This window comes from Sulfitobacter sp. 1A15106, assembly GCF_043556995.1.
Taxonomy (GTDB): Bacteria; Pseudomonadota; Alphaproteobacteria; order Rhodobacterales; family Rhodobacteraceae; genus Sulfitobacter; species Sulfitobacter faviae.
Window position 1 is genome coordinate 271,098 of sequence record NZ_JBIFFM010000004.1, and the last position, 16,595, is coordinate 287,692.

At 64.5% G+C, this 16,595-nt stretch carries 23 protein-coding genes; 9 read left to right on the top strand and 14 right to left on the bottom strand.

From position 1 onward, the window contains the following. Positions 1–12: 12 nt before the first annotated feature. Positions 13–1,161, bottom strand: coding sequence for an alpha-D-ribose 1-methylphosphonate 5-triphosphate diphosphatase (locus ACGYKA_RS08335; protein WP_394410663.1), 1,149 nt, complete (start codon positions 1,159–1,161; stop codon positions 13–15). 47 nt (positions 1,162–1,208) lie between these two features. On the opposite strand from ACGYKA_RS08335, the gene ACGYKA_RS08340 reads away from it, so the two are divergent. Continuing rightward, positions 1,209–1,886, top strand: a complete 678-nt coding sequence (locus ACGYKA_RS08340; protein WP_394410660.1) for a DUF1045 domain-containing protein — start codon at positions 1,209–1,211, stop codon at positions 1,884–1,886. On the opposite strand, the gene phnN is transcribed toward ACGYKA_RS08340, so the two are convergent. Genes phnN through phnG form a run of 7 tightly spaced genes read right to left on the bottom strand, consistent with a single transcriptional unit; the run spans position 1,862 to position 6,948 of the window. Next, positions 1,862–2,410, bottom strand: a complete 549-nt coding sequence (gene phnN, locus ACGYKA_RS08345; RefSeq protein ID WP_394410657.1) for a phosphonate metabolism protein/1,5-bisphosphokinase (PRPP-forming) PhnN — start codon at positions 2,408–2,410, stop codon at positions 1,862–1,864. The two genes, ACGYKA_RS08340 and phnN, sit on opposite strands and share 25 nt — an antisense overlap. Next, on the bottom strand, positions 2,407–3,090 hold the full coding sequence (gene phnL / locus ACGYKA_RS08350; protein ID WP_394410654.1) for a phosphonate C-P lyase system protein PhnL: 684 nt from the start codon (positions 3,088–3,090) through the stop codon (positions 2,407–2,409). Before phnL ends, phnN begins: the two co-directional genes overlap by 4 nt. A 52-nt stretch (positions 3,091–3,142) precedes the next feature. Next, positions 3,143–3,913, bottom strand: coding sequence for a phosphonate C-P lyase system protein PhnK (phnK, locus tag ACGYKA_RS08355; RefSeq protein ID WP_007117460.1), 771 nt, complete (start codon positions 3,911–3,913; stop codon positions 3,143–3,145). Beyond that, entirely contained in the window at positions 3,910–4,779 is an 870-nt protein-coding gene (locus ACGYKA_RS08360; RefSeq protein WP_394411193.1) for an alpha-D-ribose 1-methylphosphonate 5-phosphate C-P-lyase PhnJ, read from the bottom strand. The genes phnK and ACGYKA_RS08360 overlap by 4 nt, the downstream gene beginning before the upstream one ends. A 47-nt stretch (positions 4,780–4,826) precedes the next feature. After that, entirely contained in the window at positions 4,827–5,930 is a 1,104-nt protein-coding gene (locus ACGYKA_RS08365) for a carbon-phosphorus lyase complex subunit PhnI (RefSeq protein WP_394410651.1), read from the bottom strand. Then, entirely contained in the window at positions 5,930–6,490 is a 561-nt protein-coding gene (gene phnH / locus ACGYKA_RS08370; RefSeq protein WP_394410648.1) for a phosphonate C-P lyase system protein PhnH, read from the bottom strand. Before phnH ends, ACGYKA_RS08365 begins: the two co-directional genes overlap by 1 nt. Continuing rightward, complete coding sequence (gene phnG / locus ACGYKA_RS08375) at positions 6,490–6,948, bottom strand: phosphonate C-P lyase system protein PhnG (protein WP_394410645.1); 459 nt, start codon at positions 6,946–6,948, stop codon at positions 6,490–6,492. Before phnG ends, phnH begins: the two co-directional genes overlap by 1 nt. A gap of 101 nt (positions 6,949–7,049) precedes the next feature. On the opposite strand from phnG, the gene phnF reads away from it, so the two are divergent. Beyond that, complete coding sequence (gene phnF, locus ACGYKA_RS08380; protein WP_394410642.1) at positions 7,050–7,763, top strand: phosphonate metabolism transcriptional regulator PhnF; 714 nt, start codon at positions 7,050–7,052, stop codon at positions 7,761–7,763. Here phnF and ACGYKA_RS08385 read toward each other — a convergent pair. The 5 genes from ACGYKA_RS08385 to phnC all read right to left on the bottom strand — a co-directional run bounded on the left by ACGYKA_RS08385 (position 7,760) and on the right by phnC (position 12,376). After that, positions 7,760–8,374, bottom strand: coding sequence for a chloramphenicol acetyltransferase (locus tag ACGYKA_RS08385; protein ID WP_394410639.1), 615 nt, complete (start codon positions 8,372–8,374; stop codon positions 7,760–7,762). The two genes, phnF and ACGYKA_RS08385, sit on opposite strands and share 4 nt — an antisense overlap. Beyond that, the gene (phnE, locus tag ACGYKA_RS08390) at positions 8,374–9,609 is read right to left on the bottom strand and encodes a phosphonate ABC transporter, permease protein PhnE (RefSeq protein ID WP_394411190.1); all 1,236 of its coding nucleotides are present in this window, start codon (positions 9,607–9,609) and stop codon (positions 8,374–8,376) included. Before phnE (ACGYKA_RS08390) ends, ACGYKA_RS08385 begins: the two co-directional genes overlap by 1 nt. A 65-nt stretch (positions 9,610–9,674) precedes the next feature. Beyond that, positions 9,675–10,553 carry a phosphonate ABC transporter, permease protein PhnE gene (gene phnE, locus ACGYKA_RS08395; RefSeq protein WP_394410636.1) on the bottom strand — a complete coding sequence of 293 codons (879 nt, stop codon included), beginning with the start codon at positions 10,551–10,553 and terminating at the stop codon, positions 9,675–9,677. Between the two features lie 74 nt (positions 10,554–10,627). Next, positions 10,628–11,536, bottom strand: a complete 909-nt coding sequence (phnD, locus tag ACGYKA_RS08400) for a phosphonate ABC transporter substrate-binding protein (protein WP_271689405.1) — start codon at positions 11,534–11,536, stop codon at positions 10,628–10,630. 45 nt (positions 11,537–11,581) lie between these two features. Beyond that, on the bottom strand, positions 11,582–12,376 hold the full coding sequence (phnC, locus tag ACGYKA_RS08405; RefSeq protein ID WP_394410634.1) for a phosphonate ABC transporter ATP-binding protein: 795 nt from the start codon (positions 12,374–12,376) through the stop codon (positions 11,582–11,584). 431 nt (positions 12,377–12,807) lie between these two features. Between phnC and ACGYKA_RS08410 the strand changes: the two genes are divergently transcribed. The 6 genes from ACGYKA_RS08410 (at position 12,808) to ACGYKA_RS08435 (ending at position 15,181) form a co-directional block, all read left to right on the top strand. Next, a complete protein-coding gene (locus ACGYKA_RS08410) occupies positions 12,808–13,062 on the top strand; it encodes a hypothetical protein (protein WP_209217383.1) in 255 nt (84 codons plus the stop codon). Further along, entirely contained in the window at positions 13,059–13,820 is a 762-nt protein-coding gene (locus tag ACGYKA_RS08415) for a ChaN family lipoprotein (RefSeq protein WP_394410632.1), read from the top strand. The genes ACGYKA_RS08410 and ACGYKA_RS08415 overlap by 4 nt, the downstream gene beginning before the upstream one ends. Before the next feature lie 11 nt (positions 13,821–13,831). Then, complete coding sequence (locus ACGYKA_RS08420) at positions 13,832–14,149, top strand: antibiotic biosynthesis monooxygenase family protein (protein WP_394410629.1); 318 nt, start codon at positions 13,832–13,834, stop codon at positions 14,147–14,149. Between the two features lie 160 nt (positions 14,150–14,309). Beyond that, positions 14,310–14,486, top strand: coding sequence for a hypothetical protein (locus ACGYKA_RS08425; protein ID WP_271689408.1), 177 nt, complete (start codon positions 14,310–14,312; stop codon positions 14,484–14,486). Between the two features lie 5 nt (positions 14,487–14,491). Continuing rightward, positions 14,492–14,656 carry a hemin uptake protein HemP gene (locus tag ACGYKA_RS08430; protein WP_082851946.1) on the top strand — a complete coding sequence of 55 codons (165 nt, stop codon included), beginning with the start codon at positions 14,492–14,494 and terminating at the stop codon, positions 14,654–14,656. Positions 14,657–14,752: 96 nt separating this feature from the next. After that, positions 14,753–15,181 (top strand): YqaA family protein, encoded by a 429-nt coding sequence (locus ACGYKA_RS08435; RefSeq protein ID WP_271689933.1) that lies wholly within the window; start codon positions 14,753–14,755, stop codon positions 15,179–15,181. A 3-nt stretch (positions 15,182–15,184) separates the two neighbouring features. Here the strand turns inward: ACGYKA_RS08435 and ACGYKA_RS08440 are convergent, their stop codons facing one another. Continuing rightward, the gene (locus ACGYKA_RS08440; RefSeq protein ID WP_394410627.1) at positions 15,185–15,706 is read right to left on the bottom strand and encodes a cell wall hydrolase; all 522 of its coding nucleotides are present in this window, start codon (positions 15,704–15,706) and stop codon (positions 15,185–15,187) included. Between the two features lie 182 nt (positions 15,707–15,888). Between ACGYKA_RS08440 and ACGYKA_RS08445 the strand changes: the two genes are divergently transcribed. Next, entirely contained in the window at positions 15,889–16,578 is a 690-nt protein-coding gene (locus ACGYKA_RS08445; RefSeq protein ID WP_394410624.1) for a UTRA domain-containing protein, read from the top strand. Positions 16,579–16,595 lie beyond the last annotated feature (17 nt).

Genomic DNA, 16,595 nt, shown 5'->3' on the forward strand with positions numbered 1-16,595 from the left:
GGCCGGGCGCGGTCACGCCACGCGGTTGCCCATGGCATAGACCGAAGCCAGGATCGGCGCGTCTTTCATGATGTCAAAGAGGATCAGATCGGCCCGCGCGCCCAGAGCGATCTCGCCCCGGTCGGTCAACCCTGCATGATGCGCGGGCGTGCGGGTCACGGTGGCGAGCCCGCGTGCCATATCGCCCCATAGGTTACCCAATTGCACCGCGCCCAGCAAAAGGGCTGCGGGCACATAGTCGGACGACAGGATATCGAGCAGGTCCAGTTCCGCCAGTTCCTTGGCCGCGACATTGCCCGAGTGCGAGCCGCCGCGCACGAGGTTCGGCGCGCCCATGATCGTGGCGATGTCTTGGGCATGGCACGCCTCTGCCGCTTCGCGGGTGGTGGGGAATTCGGCCAGCCGCACGCCATGGGCATGGCTGGTCGCGACCTGTTCGGCGGTGGTGTCATCATGGCTGGCCAGCGCCGCGCCATAGCGCGCCGCCGCCGCCACCGCAGCCGCCTCATGTTTCGCGCCAAGCCGGTCTTGCAACCCATGTAGGAAGGTGACGTAATCGCCGAAATCCTCACGCGGCAGGCCGTTCTTGCCGCAGACGTAATCCTCGAACTTTTGCACGTCGCGGAATTGCCGCTGGCCGGGGGTGTGATCCATCAAACTGACGATGCCGACCTTGTCGTCGGGGCCAAACTCGGCCAGTTCCTCCTCCAGCGTTTCGGAACAGATCTCGGCGCGCAGGTGGATGTGGTGGCTGATCGCCAGCGCCCCGCTGTCACGCATCATCAGGATCTCATCGGCCATGTCGCGGGCGTATTTCCCGTAGCGTTTGCGCCCTTCGTCCGAGAGGATCGACCCCACCCGGATCGCGTCGAAAACCGTGGTGATCCCGGTGCCCGCCAGTTCGCGGTCATGGGCAATGATTGCGGCACGGTGCGGCCAGTCGACCTTGGGCCGCGGCTTCATATGGCGCTCAAGGTTGTCGGTGTGCAGTTCCACCAAACCGGGGGCGAGGTAGCGCCCCTCGCAATCGACCGCCCCCTGTGGCACGGCGGAGCCTTCGGCGATATCCGCAATCACCCCGTCGCGCAGCACCACGCTGCCGGGGATCACCGCATCGGGCAGGATTATTTTGGCATTGGCGAGAATGGTTTCTTTTGTCATGTGAAGGTCACGCTTGTTGCGCATCTATGGATGCAGGGAGAAGATGAATGAAGTTCGACCGCTACGCGATCTTTTACACGCCCAAGGGCGCATTGGCCGAGGCTGGGGCCGCTTGGCTGGGGTGGGATTTGGCGCGCGGGCGTGCCGTGGCGCATCCTGAGGTCGCGGGGCTGGACGTGGCCGCGCTGACCCAGACGCCGCGCAAATACGGGCTGCACGCGACAATCAAACCGCCGTTCGTGCTGGCCGAAGGCGCATCGGCTGACGGGGTGCTGACCGAGTTCGAGACGCTTTGCATGCGGCTCGCGCCCGCCACGCTGGATGGGCTGGCGCTCACCCCGCTGGGCCGCTTTCTGGCGCTGACGCCCGCGGGGGACACCGCCGCGCTCAACACCATGGCCGCCGAGGTGGTGCGCGGCCTCGATACTTTCCGCGCGCCGCCGACCGAGGCCGATCTGGCCCGCAGGCGTCAGGCCAATCTGACCCCGGTGCAAGAGGCCAACCTCAGCCAATGGGGCTACCCCTATGTGATGGAGGCGTTCCGCTTTCACATCACCTTGACCGGCAAGCTGCCCAAGGGCGATCTGCCGCAGGTCACCGCAGCGCTCGCCCCCTATATCACGCCGCATCTGCCGCAGCCCTTCGTGCTGGACAGCCTGACGCTGGTGGGGCAGGCCCCAGACGGTATGTTCCATGAGGTTCACCGCGCGGCCCTTTCGGGATAAAACGCTGCCAGCGCCTGTGCCACGGTCTGTTTCAGCGGGCCGGAGTTGTCGATCTCGATGGCGGCGATATGGTCGGGCAAGTCCCGCTCGGCCCGGGCCAGCCGGGCGGTGATTTCCGCTTCGCTCTCGCGCCCACGGCCCCGCAGCCGCGCGGCCAGCACTTCGGGCGCGGCGGTGAGCGACAGCACCTCGAACCGCTCAAACCTGAGCTTCGCTTCGGTCAGCACCGCGCGCGAGAGGTTGGCCAGCACGTCGCGCCCCTCGGCCAGCGCCATATCGACCGCGATGGGAATGCCATAGCGCAGCCCATGCGCGGCCCAGCTTAGGGCAAAGGCGCCCCCCGCCTCCAGCCGCAGGAACGTGTTCTCGTCGATCCCGTCGAAGTCTTCGCCGCCCGCTTCGCTGGGGCGGGTGATGGCGCGGCGGGCGAGGAAGAGGTCGGGCTGGGCCTCGGAAAGCGCTTCCATAACGCTGTCTTTGCCCACGCCCGACGGCCCCACTACTGCGATGAAACGCCCGCTCATGCCGCCAATCCGGGGGTGAAGCGGGTCACGTCCACTTCGCGGTCGCAGATTTGGTCCCGGGCGGCTTCGTCGTGGAAGATGCCCAAGATCGCGGTGCCGCGGGCCTTGGCCTCTTCGATCAGCGCCAGCACCGTGGCGCGGTTGGTGGCGTCAAGGCTCGCCGTCGGCTCGTCCAGCAGCAGGACGGGGTAGGGATGCGCAAAGCCGCGCGCGATGTTCACCCGCTGCTGCTCCCCGCCGGAAAAGGTCGTGGGGCTGAGCTGCCAAAGTCGTTCGGGGATGTTGAGTTGTGCGAGTAATTCTCCGGCCCGCGCCCGTGCGTCGGTCTCGCTGCTGCCCACCGCGCGCAGCGGCTCGGCCACCACATCAAGCGTGGCCACCCGTGGCACGACGCGTAGGAACTGGCTGACATAGCCCAGCACATGACGGCGCAGCTCCAGTATCTCGCGCGGGGCGGCTTGGGCGACATCCAGATCGCCCACCATGATCCGGCCCGAGGCGGTCAGGTAGTTGCCATAGATCATCCGCATCAGCGTCGATTTCCCGGCGCCCGAAGCGCCAGTCAACGCCACGCATTCGCCTCGCGCCACGGTCAACTCACCGCCGCGCATCACCGGGATCACCGCAGCGCCCTGATTGTGCAGAGTGAAAGATTTGCTTACATTTTCCACGCGTATCATGGTTTAGCCTTGCTCGGTATAATTCTGAAATTGAATGGTTTTCTTTGCATGCTCACACCTGTAGCACGCTCGAGACCAAAAGCTGCGTGTAGCCGTGCTGCGGGTCGTCGAGCACCTGATCGGTCAGGCCGGTTTCCACCACATGGCCATCCTTCATCACCATCAACCGATCCGCCAAGAGCCGCACCACCGCCAGATCATGGGTCACGATGATGGCGCTCAGCCCCATCTCACGCACAAGCCCGCGCAGCAGGTCGAGCAGCCGCGCCTGAACGCTCACGTCCAGCCCGCCTGTGGGTTCGTCCATGAAGACCAGCCGCGGTCCGGTCACAAGGTTGCGGGCGATCTGCAAACGCTGCTGCATCCCGCCAGAGAAGGCCGAGGGCCTGTCGTCGATCCGGTCTTCGTTGATCTCCACCCGGCCCAGCCAATCGGTGGCGCTGGCGCGGATGTCGCCGTAATGCCGCGCGCCCACGGCCATCAGCCGCTCGCCCACATTGCCGCCTGCGCTCACGTTCATGCGCAGCCCGTCGCGGGCGTGCTGGTGGACAAAGGCCCAATCGGTGCGCGACAGCATCCGGCGCTCCGGCTCGCTCATCGTCACCGTGTCGCGCAGCCCATCGGCGCGGGTGTCGAAACGCACGGCCCCGCGATCAGGCGTCAGATGCCCCGCCAGCGTGTTGAGCAGCGTCGACTTGCCCGAGCCGCTTTCGCCGACGATGCCCATGACTTCGCCGGGGTAGAGGTCAAAGCTGACATCGGTGCAGCCGATCCGCGCGCCATAGAATTTCGCGATGTTTTCAACTTGCAACAAGGGGGTCATGCCATGCCCTCCACCACAGGTGCCGCATCCGCGCCGCGATGCCCGGCGGCCTGACGGGCCGCGCAATAATCGGTGTCGGAACACATGAACAAACGCCCGCCTGCGTCATCGACGATCAACTCATCCAGATAGCTGTCCTCGGCTCCGCAGAGGCCGCAGGGATGGTCGGCCTTGCTCGCCTCAAAGGGGTGGTCCTCGAAATCCAGCGAGACGACCTGCGTATAGGGCGGCAGCGCATAGATCCGCTGTTCGCGCCCCGCGCCGAAGAGTTGGATCGCGGCCATTTCCAGTTTCGGATTGTCGAATTTCGGGATCGGCGATGGATCCATCACATAGCGCCCCTCGACCTTGACCGGATAGGCATAGGCCGTGGCAATCGCGCCGTGTTGGGCGATGTCTTCGTAAAGTTTCACATGCATCAGCCCGTATTCCTCCAGCTCGTGCATTTTGCGGGTCTCGACCTCCGAAGGCTCAAGAAAGCGCAGCGGTTCGGGGATCGGCACCTGATAGACCAGCACCTGATCCTCGCGCAGCGCGGCTTCGGGGATGCGGTGGCGGGTCTGGATGACGCTAGCCTTGGTCGTGGCTTCGGTCACCGCGACGCCTGCGGTCTTTTGGAAAAAGCGGCGGATCGAGACGGCGTTGGTCGTATCATCCGCGCCTTGGTCGATCACCTTGAAGGTATCCTCGGGCGTCAGCACCGCGGCGGAGACCTGCACCCCGCCGGTGCCCCAGCCGTAAGGCATCGGCATCTCGCGGCTGGCAAAGGGCACCTGATAGCCGGGGATCGCCAACCCTTTCAGGATCGCGCGGCGGATCATCCTCTTGGTCTGCTCATCCAGATAGGCAAAGTTGTAGTCGTTCATGCCCCGGTCCTCATGCCTGTCTTGGTCACTCTGTGTCATGGCAGGGTTCATTCCGCGGCCTCCCGTGGTGCGTCTTGCGCCGCGGCTGTCGCCTCGCGGCGCAGTTTGCGGATCAGTTCGAGTTCGGATTGGAAATCGACGTAATGGGGCAGTTTGATATGCTCCAAGAACCCCGTCGCCTGAATGTTGTCCGCGTGATAGAGCACGAATTCCGCGTCCTGCGCGGGCGCGCCGAGGTCGTCTTCGCCCAACTCCTCCCAACGCAATGCCCGGTCCACCAACGCCATGGAGATCGCCTTGCGTTCGGACATGCCGAAAACCAGCCCATAGCCGCGGGTGAACTGCGGCGGCTCGGTTTTGGAGCCTGCAAATTGGTTCACCGTCTCACATTCGGTCAGCTCGACCTCGCCGATCTCAATGGCGAAGCCCAGTTCGGGAATATCCATTTCGACCGCGACTTTGCCGATGCGCAGTTCCGCGACGAAAGCGTGGTTGCGCGCATAGCCGCGTTGCGTGGAGTAGGCCATGCCGAGCACGAAGCCCTCGTCGCCGCGGGTCAGCGCTTGCAGGCGCAGGTCGCGGGTGGCGGGGAGTTCCAAAGGCTCGCGCGTCAGGTCGCGCGGCGGGGTCTTGCTGTCCGTGTCGCGCTGCATCAGCCCTTCGCGGTCGAGGAATTCCATGATGTGCGGCGTGTCCGTAGGCGCTTCGGCCTCTGGCGCTTCGGGGGCGGGGGGCACCTCGCCATCGGCGGCCAGTTTGAAATCCAGCAGGCGGTGCGTGTAGTCGAAGGTTGGCCCCAAGACTTGTCCGCCCGGCGCATCCTTGAAGGTGGCCGAGACGCGGCGATCGCAGGCCATGGTGCCGGTGTCCATCGGGCGCGAGGCACCGAACCGGGGCAGGGTGGTGCGATAGGCGCGGATTAGAAACACCGCTTCGATCAGATCGCCCCGCGCCTGTTTGATCGCCAGCGCAGCGAGGTCAGGATCATAGAGCGAGCCTTCGGCCATCACCCGGTTCACCGCCAGCGTCATCTGCTCGCGAATCTGCGCGACGCTGAGTTCGGGCACCTTTGCGTCACCGCGCCGCTCTTCGGCGAGCCATGCGTGGGCGTTGTCAATCGCCCGCTCGCCGCCTTTTACCGCTACATACATCAGGACACCTTTGTGCTTCGGGGCAGCGCCGCCAGACGGTCGCCGCAGGTGAAAATGAAATCCAAACCACGGGGGAAGAGCGCCGCGTTTTGTTGGAAGGCGGCGCGCTCGGGCAGCGACAGTGCCGCAGTATCCTTGATGCCGGGGCCGGAGAGGGTCGCGCCATCGCCGCGCAGATCATCCACCTCGACGATCAGCGTGGCAGAGCGGTCGGGGTAGGCGGCGGTCCCGAGGGGGAAGTCGCCGCGCGGCAGGTCGTCCCAAGCGCCCAAGGCGAATTGTGCCGCGGTTGCTGGGGCGAAGGGCGCGCCGGTGTGGAAGGTTATCCAGTCGCGCACCTCGGGTCCGTCGAAGCCGGGCGCGAGGTAGAGCGGCGTTTCGGGGTCGCAGAGCGTCAGCAGGACAACCCCGGCGGCGGTGGAGAGACCCGCAGGCGGTTCGGCCCCGGTCACGCTGTTGATCTCCCCCGGTTTGGCCATGGCGTTCATCACCGCGCGAAAGGCAAAAGCGGCGTCTTTGGGCGCGTCGCGAAACCCACCTGTCAGCGATAGGGTCTGCATCAGTCTTCTCCTCTGACCATGGTGAAAAAGTCGACCTTGGTGGCGGCGGCCTTGGCGGCACGGCTGGCGCGGCGCCGGCCCTCGATCTCGGCCAGCGGGTCGAGCAGTTTGGCGCGGACCTCATCCGCCGCATCGCCCTGCATCAGCGCGTCGGTAAGGGCCGCTTGCAGCGCCTTGTCGCGGCTGCGGCCCTGCACATAGGCGTGGCCGTCTACCCCATCCGTCAGCCGCACCGAACAGCGCGTGACCGACATCTCGCCCATGTTGAAGGCATCGCCCACAGCGCCCATCCGGCCCCGCAGCATGACGCCGCCGATCTCAGGCGCGCGGAGCACCTCATGGGCGGGCAGGGGGCCAAAGCCCTCCCAAAGCCGGGCGAGATCGCGGGCCTCGGCCCGTGCGAGCAGGCCCATCCACGCCTGCCTGTCGCGGGTCTTTTCCTTGGTTTCAACCGTCATCTAGACACCTTGTGCATTTGTCTAATTTACTATACAACTAGACAAGTATTAGCCGCTGGCCTTCCGCTGGCGCAAGCTTGGATATGTGAAACTTCTGCGACATGGCCCGTACTGCGATCTGGAAAACCATCACCGCCGCCCTGACCCATGACATCGCCGCGGGGAAATACGCCCCCGGTGACCGGCTCCCGACCGAGGCGCAGTTGGCGGCGCGCTTTGGGGTCAATCGCCACACGGTGCGCCGCGCGATCAGCGACATGAACGAGAGCGGGCTGACCTATAGCCGCCGGGGGGCGGGGGTCTTCGTGGCGCAGCGGCCCACGGATTATCCCATCGGCAAACGGGTGCGCTTTCACAAGAACCTCGCGGCGGCGGGGCGGGTGCCGGCGAAGGAGGTTTTGACGTTGGAGACACGGGCGGCTTCGGCCCATGAGGCCGAGCAGTTGGGGCTGGGTGGGGATGCAATGGTGCATGTCTATGAGGGGCTGTCACTGGCCGATGAGCAGCCCATCGCGATCTTCCGCAGCATCTTTCCCGCCGCGCGGTTTCCTGACCTGTTGGCGGCGCTTGAGGCCAGCCGCTCGGTCACCACGGCTTTGGCGCAGGGCGGGGTGGCGGACTACACCCGCGCCTCGACCCGGCTGACGGCGAAACTGGCCAATGCCACGCAGGCGCTGCATTTGCGATTGTCCGAAGGCGCGCCGATCCTGCGCTCGGCGGGGATCAACGTGGACCCGGAGTGCGTGCCGGTGGAATATGGGGTGACATGGTTCGCCGGGGACCGGGTGACGCTGACGCTCAACCCCGGCGACTAGCCGTATTTCTCCAAAAACACTTCGGCGGGGAGGGTTTGGAAGTCTTTCAATGACGCGTGCAAGCGATCATGCGGCCAATCCCACCACGCCAATTCCTCCATCCGCGCTGCGATGCTTTCGGAAAAGCGGCGGCGCAGCGGTTTGGCGGGGATGCCAGCGACGATCATATAGGGGGCGACATCGCGGGTGACGATGGCCCCGCCTGCCACCACCGCGCCGTGGCCGATGGTCACCTCGGGCCGGACCTGCGCGCCGTGGCCCAGCCATGTGTCATGGCCAATCACCGTGCGGCGGCTGCGGCGCAGGGCAAACCAGTCAGCGTCATTCTCGGCCCCGTCGAAGTAGTCCCCGGCGCGGTAGTGGAAGTGGTGCAGGCTGGCCTTTTCCATCGGGTGATCGGTGGCCCCGATGCGCACACTGGCGGCGATATTGCTGAACTTGCCGACTTGCGTGTTGGCGATGTCGCACCAGCGGTCGCAGTAGGAGTAATCCCCGATCTCGGAATGGGCGAGGCGCGTGGCGCGCCCGATCTCGACATAGCGCCCGAACTGCGTGTCAGTCACTTCGCAGTCCGGGTGAAGGAAGGGCGCATCCGCTTTGAGACGCGCCATCAGTGGCCCGCCTCATTGCCCGCGATCAGTTTGCGGCGCAGCCAGCCCGAGAAGCTGTCCATCGCCACGACCATCAGAATGATCAGCACGATGTAATAGCTCACCTCCTCCCAATCCTTTTGGGTGATGATCGCTTGGGTCAGCAGCAGGCCAATGCCGCCGCCGGTGATCGCGCCGATGATGGTGGCGGACCGGGTGTTGGCTTCCAGATAGTAGAGCACTTGGCTCAGCAGAACCGGGGTGATCTGCGGGATGACGCCAAAGCGGTAGCGTTGCACGGGGGCGGCCCCGGTGGAGGCGATGCCTTCGATCTGTTTGTCATCCACATTCTCCAGCGCCTCGGAGAAAATCTTGCCGAAGGTGCCGGTGTCTGTCAGCAAGATCGCCAGCGATCCGGTCAGCGGGCCGGGGCCAAAAGCGCGGGACAATACGATGGTCCAGATCAGCCCGTCGACCCCGCGCAGGAAGTCAAAGAGCCGCCGCGCGGCAAAGCGCAGCGCGCCGAGCGGAGAGAAGTTCTTGGCCGCAAGAAACCCCAGCGGCAGGGCGATCATCGCCGCGCCAAAAGTGCCGAGGAAGGCCATGAGAACGGTCTCGACCAGCGCCCAAGCCACATCGCCGTGACGCCACATCTTGTTGGTCCAGAAGTCCTGCCAGATCGCGCCGTATTCACCGCTGCGCAACAGTTCGAGCGGGGACATGCCGTAGTAGGGGCTGTCGAGCGTGAAGAAGAACAGCTCCCACCCGTTGAAATAGCGGAAGACCTCGGCCCGGTTTCGGGTGATCGTGAGGCGGCCTGCGTCCGTGGTCACGGCAAGGCGGTTTTTCGAGGCGTTGATCCACTCGGGCAGGGGGCCGTCGGGCAGGGTGGCATTGACGCCGCTGCGCCCCGGTGTGGCGGTGATCAGTCCGTAGCCCGGGACGTCATAGCGCACTTCCGGTCCCAGTTCGACGGTATGGCCGTTGCCCAACTCGACGATAGAAGTCTCGCCCAAGGTGACCCAATCGGGGGCGGTGCCGGGGGCATAGCGGCCCTTGCGCTCGCCTTCGATGGCGATCTCCATCTCGCCGTTGCGGTTGTCGCGGGCGACATGGGTTTTGTAGCTGTAGCTGTCGGCGACCAGCGTCTTCATGTTCGACACGTTGATGCGGTCGCCCAGCCCCGCCACGTCGAAGGCGAAGAAGACGTAGGTGAGGTAGACAAGGATCAACACCGGGGCGGCAAGGCTCGCCATGCGTTTGCGCCGGAAGCTACGGCTGGCGACCTGCTGAGCGGGGAGGGTGGAAGCGGTAAGGTCGGTCACAGGATGGCTCCCTTGTCCTTATAGGCGCGGCCATGGGTCAGCCGATCGCGGAAATGGCTTGAGACTTGGTCAACGATGATGATGGTGCCGAAGAGCAGCAGAAAGATCGCCGCCGCCTCGTCGAATTTGCCTTGGCCCCAAGACATCGTGTTGCGCAGGTCATAGCCGATGCCGCCTGCGCCGACGAAGCCGAGGATGGCCGAGGCGCGGATGTTGATCTCGAACCGCAGCAGCGCGTAGGAGAGGTAGTTGGGCGCGACCTGCGGCACGACGCCCAGCACCATGCGTTGCAGCCAGCCCGCCCCGACGGAGGCAAGGCCGTCGACAGGTTTAAGAGAGGCGTTCTCATTCACCTCGGAAAAAAGCTTGCCGAGCGCGCCCACGGTATGCAGCGCGATGGCGATCATCGCGGGCACCGGGCCGCCGCCCAGAAGGAAGATCAGCACCAGCGCGACGACAATTTCAGGCACCGCGCGCAGCACGTCGAGGAGGCGGCGCAGCGGTGCTACGAGCCACGGGGCCGGGGCAAGGCCGCGGGTGGCCAGAAGGGCAGCGAAGAAAGCCAGCAGCGCGCCGATCAGCGTGGCGGCCCCGGCGATGTTCACCGTCTCGATGAGAGAGGGGAGGTATTTCGCGAAATAGCCGGGCAGCAGATGGATGCGCTCCCAAGCCTCGCCCAGTACATCGGCGGGGAAGTCAAAGACATTGGGCAGCCCGTTCCAGAACCCGCCTGCGTTGCGGGCATTGGCGGTGCCGAAACCGCCGATCAGCAGGGCCACGAAGACGACCAGCAGGATCATGTTCATCACCCGCTTTTGTCGGGTGTGGGCAAGGTAATCCGCCGTGATCTGCGGTGCGGTGGTGGTCTGGTGCATCTGTCGTCCCCCCTATGACGACAGGCCCCGACAATCGTTGTCGGGACCTGCCAGATGTCTTGTAATCGCTGCGATCAGTTGGATTTCGCCTTGCGCGCTTCGACGATGGAAACATAGGCGTCATGCGCGATCGGATCGAAACCAAGGCTCTCGCCCGCGGCCACGCCGTAGGCGCAATCGGCGTCTTTCTCGTGCAGTTCATCCACCAGTTGGGTCATCGTCGCCTTGACCTCTTCAGGCAGGGCCTTGCGCAGCACGACCGGGCCTTCGGGGATCGGCTTGGAGCGCCAGATTTCCACCAGATCGTTCATGTCGACGAGGCCCGCGTCCACAGCTTTGCGCAGCGCGCCGGAGTTGTAGCCGTCTTCCCAGTTGCCCTGACCGTCGGCCCATGTCACGCCGCCGTCGACGTCACCGTTGTTGACCGCGACGATGGTCTGCTCATGGCCGCCGGTGAATTTCACTTCGCCGAAGTAATCGCCGGATTCCATCGTGGCACCAGTGGTCTGGGGGATTTCGATGGAGGGGATCAGGTAGCCCGAGGTGGAGTTCGGATCGCCAAAGCCAAAGACCTTGCCCTGCATGTCTTCGAGGCTCTCGATGCCCGCATCTTTGCGCGCAAAGCCGATGGAGTGATAGCCGTAGGAGCCGTCGAGGTTGATCTTGACCAGCACCGGCTCGACCGCTTCGGGGTCTTGCAGATGCACGGCGGCATAGGCCGAAGCGCCCAGCCATGCCATGTCGAGCGTGCCGCCCAGCAGACCTTGGATCACGCCGTTATAGTCGGCCGGGGCAAAGAGTTTGGCCGGAACGCCAAGGCGCTCTTCGGTGTAGCCGCGCAGACATTCGTAGGAGTTCATCCGGTCCTGCGCGTTTTCCCCGCCGAGGATGCCGATGCGGAATTCGTCGATCTCGGCACTTTGGGCCATGGCGGTGCCGGTGAGGGCCGTGGTTGCCAAGGCGGCGGCGATGAGCTTTTTCATTGTGTCGTCTCCGTTTGCAAAAAATGCCCTTTGGGGCGGGTCGTGTCAGGCTGGCACTTTGTCCAGCGTTTCGATCTCGGTTGAGGTGGCGGCTTCGGAAAAGCTGCTGTCCGCACCGTAGATTTCGCGGGCCATGCCGGTGGTCAGCTGCTCGGGCGTGCCGTCAAAGACGATCTTGCCGTCGCGCATCCCCACCACGCGGTCGCAGTAGCGGCGCGCGGTATCCAGCGTGTGAAGGTTGGCGATGACCATGCGGCCGTCTTCCTCGTGAATGCGGCGCAGCGATTGCATCACCACCTGCGCGTTCATCGGGTCGAGGCTGGCGATGGGTTCATCCGCCAGAATGATCTGCGGGTCCTGCATCAGGGCGCGGGCGATGGCGACGCGCTGTTGCTGCCCGCCGGAAAGCGCCTCGGCCCGTTTGGGCGCGTGCTGTGCGATGCCCAGCCGGTCGAGGATTTCGATGGCGCGGGTGATGTCGGCATCGGGGTAGAGGTTGAAGATGCTGCTGAGCGTCGAGCGACGGTTGAGCGTGCCGTGCAGCACGTTCGATACCACATCCATCCGCGGGACGAGATTGAACTGCTGAAAGATCATCGCGCATTCCGCCTGCCAGCCACGCCGGTCCGCGCCGCGCAGGGCGGTCACGTCGCGCCCCTGAAACAGGATCTGCCCCGAGGAGGCATCGGTCAGCCGGTTGAGCATCCGCAGGAGTGTGGATTTCCCCGCGCCGGAGCGGCCGATGATTCCGATCATCTGCGGCTTGTCGACCTCTAGGTTGGCGCGGGCCACCGCTGTGTTCGCGCCGAATGTTTTGGTCAGTTCAGAAATGACGAGCATAAGTCCCCCGGGGTTTGCGGGGCGACCTATCGCAGCGGTGAATGTCACGAATGTTTAAGTTTGACGAAGCTTTTGTAACGCGTCCCTTTTTGCGGAACGGCTGCCTAAGTCCGCGCGTTTGTGCTGGTTTCATAGGCGCTTGTGCGATGCCGCCGCCGCTGCGCACGGGTCAAAAGAGCGGGGCTGCGAGTGCCGAAGAGCCGGTGGAACGCAATAAAATAAGGGCCTGCGAAATAGAGCTTGCGGAACAAACTGGGCGGATTAATGCTTTCTCTCACAAGGCGGTTCAGATAGGGCCGCATCTGGTCAGGCCGCGCAATTGGCGCAGCGACCGTTAAGATCTTTGGCCGGATCACCGCGCGCGCAGTGTCCTCCACCCGCGCCCCCTATGGTGAGACAGGCCCCCGACAAGCATTCAAAGGAGCGCGTTCATGGACGCCCAAGTTATCGCATTTCTGATTCTGCTGCCGATCACGCTGGTTTTCGTCTACGCAGGGATCCACGAGTTTCGGCGCTACAAAAGCGAGGGCAAGGCGAACTACGGGTTGGTCTTTGACGAGGAAAGCGGCACCACCCATGTCAGCGGCATCGCCGAAGACGAAGACCCGTTCGACCCCGAAGACTTTGACCCCAACGATTACAACGACCCCGAAATCAAAACCGACACGGATGAGCGCAAATCGTGAGCGCGAAGCGCCTTTGCGCCGCGCTGCTGCTTTCGCTGGCATTGCCCGCGCAGGCTGACACCCCCGCCGAGATCGTGATCTTGGGCGAGGTGCACGATAATCCCCATGCCCATCTCGAACAGGCCGCTGCCCTAAAGGCGCTGCGTCCTACGGCTGTGGTGTTCGAAATGCTCACCGCCGAAGAGTCGGCAAAGGCCGACGCCGATCGCAGCCAGATTGCGCAGGCTTGGGCGGCGAGCGGGTGGCAGCAATTCGATATCTATGCCCCCATTTTCGACGCTTTGGGAGACGCCCGCATTATCGGTGCCGCCGCACCGCGCGCGGCGGTGCGGCGCGTGTACCAAGAAGGCGCAGCCGCGCTCTTCGGGCCTGAGGCAGCGCGCTTCGGCCTTGACCAGCCCTTGCCGGAGGATCAGCAGGCCGCGCGGGAAGAGTTGCAATTCGCCGCCCATTGCGAAGCCATGCCGCGCGAGATGATGGGCGGGATGGTCGCCGTGCAGCGCTACCGCGACGCCACCTTCGCCCGCGCCGCGCTCGCCGCGCTCGAAGCCCACGGCCCGCCCGTGGCGGTGATCACCGGCAATGGCCACGCCCGCACCGACTGGGGCATTCCCGCCCTCATCGCCCAAGCCGCGCCCGAAGTCACGACCCACGCCATCGGCTTTGTAGAGGCCGAGACCGCGGTGCCTTTCGATGAGACCCGTCTCATCCCGCCCGCCGAGCGCGACGACCCCTGCAACGCCCTGATCGAGAACTAAAGGAGAGGCCCATGTATCTTGCCATGAACCGTTTCACCGTCTTGCCCGAGAATGCCGCCGCTTTCGAAGCGCTTTGGCTGAACCGCGAAAGCCACCTGAAGGAGAGCGAGGGGTTCGTGTCCTTCCACATGCTCAAAGGGCCGGAGGCGGAGGGGACGATCCTCTATGCCTCTCACACCGTTTGGGAGAGCGAGGCGCATTTTCGGGCTTGGACGACCAGCGATGCCTTTCGCGCCGCCCATGCGCGGGCGGGACAGACCCGCAAGCTGCATGAGGGTTCACCGCAGTTCGAAGGCTTTAGCGCCATTCAGAAGATCGATGCAGAATAACGCGGAAGGGCCGGGGTTTCTATACTTGACTAAAATAATCAGATTAAGTAGCCGTTAAAGGAACCCGGGCGTTTCGCCGGGGTATGAATGACTTTACGCCGAAACCGTCCAAGCCACCGCGCGTCGGAAGCCCGGATGTCAATGGAAAGGAGCCCGCCCCGTGAGGACACCCGTGACCACGCCCGAGCCAATGAGCCATGCCCGGCTACAGACCCCATCCAACAACAGCTGGCGCGACATCGCGCTTGGCAGCAACGATGCCGCAGCCTGCGACGGTTTTGGGCTGGAGCATCTCATCGATCTGCAACGCGCCCGCCAAATGGGAGAGATGGCATGAGCCTGATGCAAAAACTGCCCGATCCATCGCCCGCCGCCCAACCGGCCCAAGAGGCCGTGCATGATGCCCGCGCCTTGGTGCCCAATGGCTCGACCGCGAATATCGTCTTAGACGGCCAGACCTATACGCTGCGCATCACGCGGGCGGGCAAGTTGATCCTGACCAAATAAGCCTGCGCGCTTTCCCAAAGCGCGGCTTGCCCTGTGGGCGCGGCGTCTTTACTGACGCGCCATGCCCTGCCGTCTTTGCCCACTCTTGCCGCTGACATGCTGGCCCTGCTGAGCCTGTTCTTCGCGGCGCTGCTGGCGGCCACCCTGATCCCCGCGCAATCCGAAGCGGTGCTATTGGGGCTGATGTGGTCGGGCGCTCATGCCACGGCGCTTCTGTGGCTGGTGGCGACGCTGGGGAATGTGCTGGGATCGCTGCTGAACTGGTGGCTGGGCCGCTACCTCAGCCATTTCGCCGATCACCGCTGGTTTCCCTTCTCGGCCAAGCAGATGGCCCGCGCCTCTGGCTGGTATCGGCGTTGGGGCTATTGGAGCCTGCTGGCCAGTTGGGTGCCGATCATCGGCGATCCGCTGACCTTGGCCGCGGGCATGTTGCGCGAACAGCTTTGGCGGTTTTTGCTGATCGTCACCCTTGCCAAGGGCGGGCGTTACCTTGTTCTGATCCTGATCGCCCGCGGAGTTCTGTGACCCTTAGTGCGGGGTGATCCCTTCGAGCGGCGGCAGCGGGTTGGGCGCGGTCACAAGATGGGCGCGGCGCTTTTCGTAAAAGGCGTTGCCGCCCGCGGTCACCACATAATGCATGTTGTTGTAGTTCGCATTGTACCACGCCGCGTGAAAGAATCTGGCGCGGGTGACTTTCGGGTGCCGCTCCCCCTGAAGCACCGCCAGTGCCGTGGCGCGGGCCAGCGGGGCGCCGCGGTCGGTCATCGGTTTCGTCATCACGCCGGGGGCGAATTGATTGGGCTGGCCGACCACACCGCAGACCGTGTCAGGGAAGGCGTCGGAGTGGACGCGGTTCAGCACCACCGTCCCCACGGCCACCATCCCGTCGCGGCTGGAACGGTTGGATTCGAAATACATCGCGCGGGCCATACACTCCACCTCATCCGCCGGGACCGCGACGACTTCGGTCTGTTTGCCACCGCAGGCGGCGAGCAGGCCAAGGCCAAAGATCAAAGCGGCAGTGCGGATTTTCGGGGGCTGAACGCGCATGGGCGGCCTTTCTGGCTGAGGGGGCAGGTGGGACGTAATTTTCCAGCAAACGCGGGCAGAGGCAAGACCCGCGCCCGGCTCCGGCGGTATCCCTCCGGGCGGGGCGCGCGGGGGGCGCTTGGGCTGGGGATTGATCTAGTGTAATGCTTGGTAAAACAGTCATGATCGCAGCAGGCCGCCCTATGAAAGTCACCTACCGGGATGTGAAAACCGACATCCTGTCAAAGATCACCAAGGGCGAGTGGCCGTTGGGCAGCCTTGTGCCCAATGAGGTCGATCTGGCCGAGACCTATGGCTGCGCCCGGGCGACGGTCAACCGCGCCATGCGCGAATTGGCCGAAGAGGGGTTCATCGAAAGGCGGCGCAAGGCGGGCACGCGGGTGCGCATGGCTCCGCTGCGGCAGGCGCGTTTCGACATTCCGCTGGTCCGGGCCGAGATCGAAGAGAAGGGCGCCGACTACCGGTATTCGCGGGTCAGTCACGCGATTGAGCCTGCGCCCGACTGGCTGCGCGCCCGGCTAAAAATGGGCGCGGGGTGCGAGGCGTTGCATCTGGTCTGCATGCATTACGCCGATGGCGACCCCTATCAATTTGAAGACCGTTGGATCAACCTCACCACCCTCCCGCAGGCGCGGGAGGAGAGTTTCACCGAGGTTGGGCCGAACGAATGGCTGATCTCGGCCATTCCCTTTTCGGATGTGGAGATCAGCCTTTCCGCCGGTCTGGCCGATCAGCGGCTGAGCGAATACCTCGCCTGCGGCTTGGGCGATCCGGTCTTTACCGTCGAGCGGTCGACGTGGTGGGAGGGGCAGGCGGTGACCTATGTGCGGCTGTCCTATCGCCCCGGCCACCGCCTGACCACGCGCTATTAAGCTGCCGCCGCCGCGGG

Coding starts and splice junctions, on each gene's coding strand:
- ACGYKA_RS08335 (WP_394410663.1), bottom strand. CDS start 1,161: ATGACAAAAGAAACCATTCTCGCCAATGCCAAAATAATCCTGCCCGAT.
- ACGYKA_RS08340 (WP_394410660.1), top strand. CDS start 1,209: ATGAAGTTCGACCGCTACGCGATCTTTTACACGCCCAAGGGCGCATTG.
- phnN (WP_394410657.1), bottom strand. CDS start 2,410: ATGAGCGGGCGTTTCATCGCAGTAGTGGGGCCGTCGGGCGTGGGCAAA.
- phnL (WP_394410654.1), bottom strand. CDS start 3,090: ATGATACGCGTGGAAAATGTAAGCAAATCTTTCACTCTGCACAATCAG.
- phnK (WP_007117460.1), bottom strand. CDS start 3,913: ATGACCCCCTTGTTGCAAGTTGAAAACATCGCGAAATTCTATGGCGCG.
- ACGYKA_RS08360 (WP_394411193.1), bottom strand. CDS start 4,779: ATGAACGACTACAACTTTGCCTATCTGGATGAGCAGACCAAGAGGATG.
- ACGYKA_RS08365 (WP_394410651.1), bottom strand. CDS start 5,930: ATGTATGTAGCGGTAAAAGGCGGCGAGCGGGCGATTGACAACGCCCAC.
- phnH (WP_394410648.1), bottom strand. CDS start 6,490: ATGCAGACCCTATCGCTGACAGGTGGGTTTCGCGACGCGCCCAAAGAC.
- phnG (WP_394410645.1), bottom strand. CDS start 6,948: ATGACGGTTGAAACCAAGGAAAAGACCCGCGACAGGCAGGCGTGGATG.
- phnF (WP_394410642.1), top strand. CDS start 7,050: ATGGCCCGTACTGCGATCTGGAAAACCATCACCGCCGCCCTGACCCAT.
- ACGYKA_RS08385 (WP_394410639.1), bottom strand. CDS start 8,374: ATGGCGCGTCTCAAAGCGGATGCGCCCTTCCTTCACCCGGACTGCGAA.
- phnE (WP_394411190.1), bottom strand. CDS start 9,609: ATGGCGAGCCTTGCCGCCCCGGTGTTGATCCTTGTCTACCTCACCTAC.
- phnE (WP_394410636.1), bottom strand. CDS start 10,553: ATGCACCAGACCACCACCGCACCGCAGATCACGGCGGATTACCTTGCC.
- phnD (WP_271689405.1), bottom strand. CDS start 11,536: ATGAAAAAGCTCATCGCCGCCGCCTTGGCAACCACGGCCCTCACCGGC.
- phnC (WP_394410634.1), bottom strand. CDS start 12,376: ATGCTCGTCATTTCTGAACTGACCAAAACATTCGGCGCGAACACAGCG.
- ACGYKA_RS08410 (WP_209217383.1), top strand. CDS start 12,808: ATGGACGCCCAAGTTATCGCATTTCTGATTCTGCTGCCGATCACGCTG.
- ACGYKA_RS08420 (WP_394410629.1), top strand. CDS start 13,832: ATGTATCTTGCCATGAACCGTTTCACCGTCTTGCCCGAGAATGCCGCC.
- ACGYKA_RS08430 (WP_082851946.1), top strand. CDS start 14,492: ATGCAAAAACTGCCCGATCCATCGCCCGCCGCCCAACCGGCCCAAGAG.
- ACGYKA_RS08435 (WP_271689933.1), top strand. CDS start 14,753: ATGCTGGCCCTGCTGAGCCTGTTCTTCGCGGCGCTGCTGGCGGCCACC.
- ACGYKA_RS08440 (WP_394410627.1), bottom strand. CDS start 15,706: ATGCGCGTTCAGCCCCCGAAAATCCGCACTGCCGCTTTGATCTTTGGC.
- ACGYKA_RS08445 (WP_394410624.1), top strand. CDS start 15,889: ATGAAAGTCACCTACCGGGATGTGAAAACCGACATCCTGTCAAAGATC.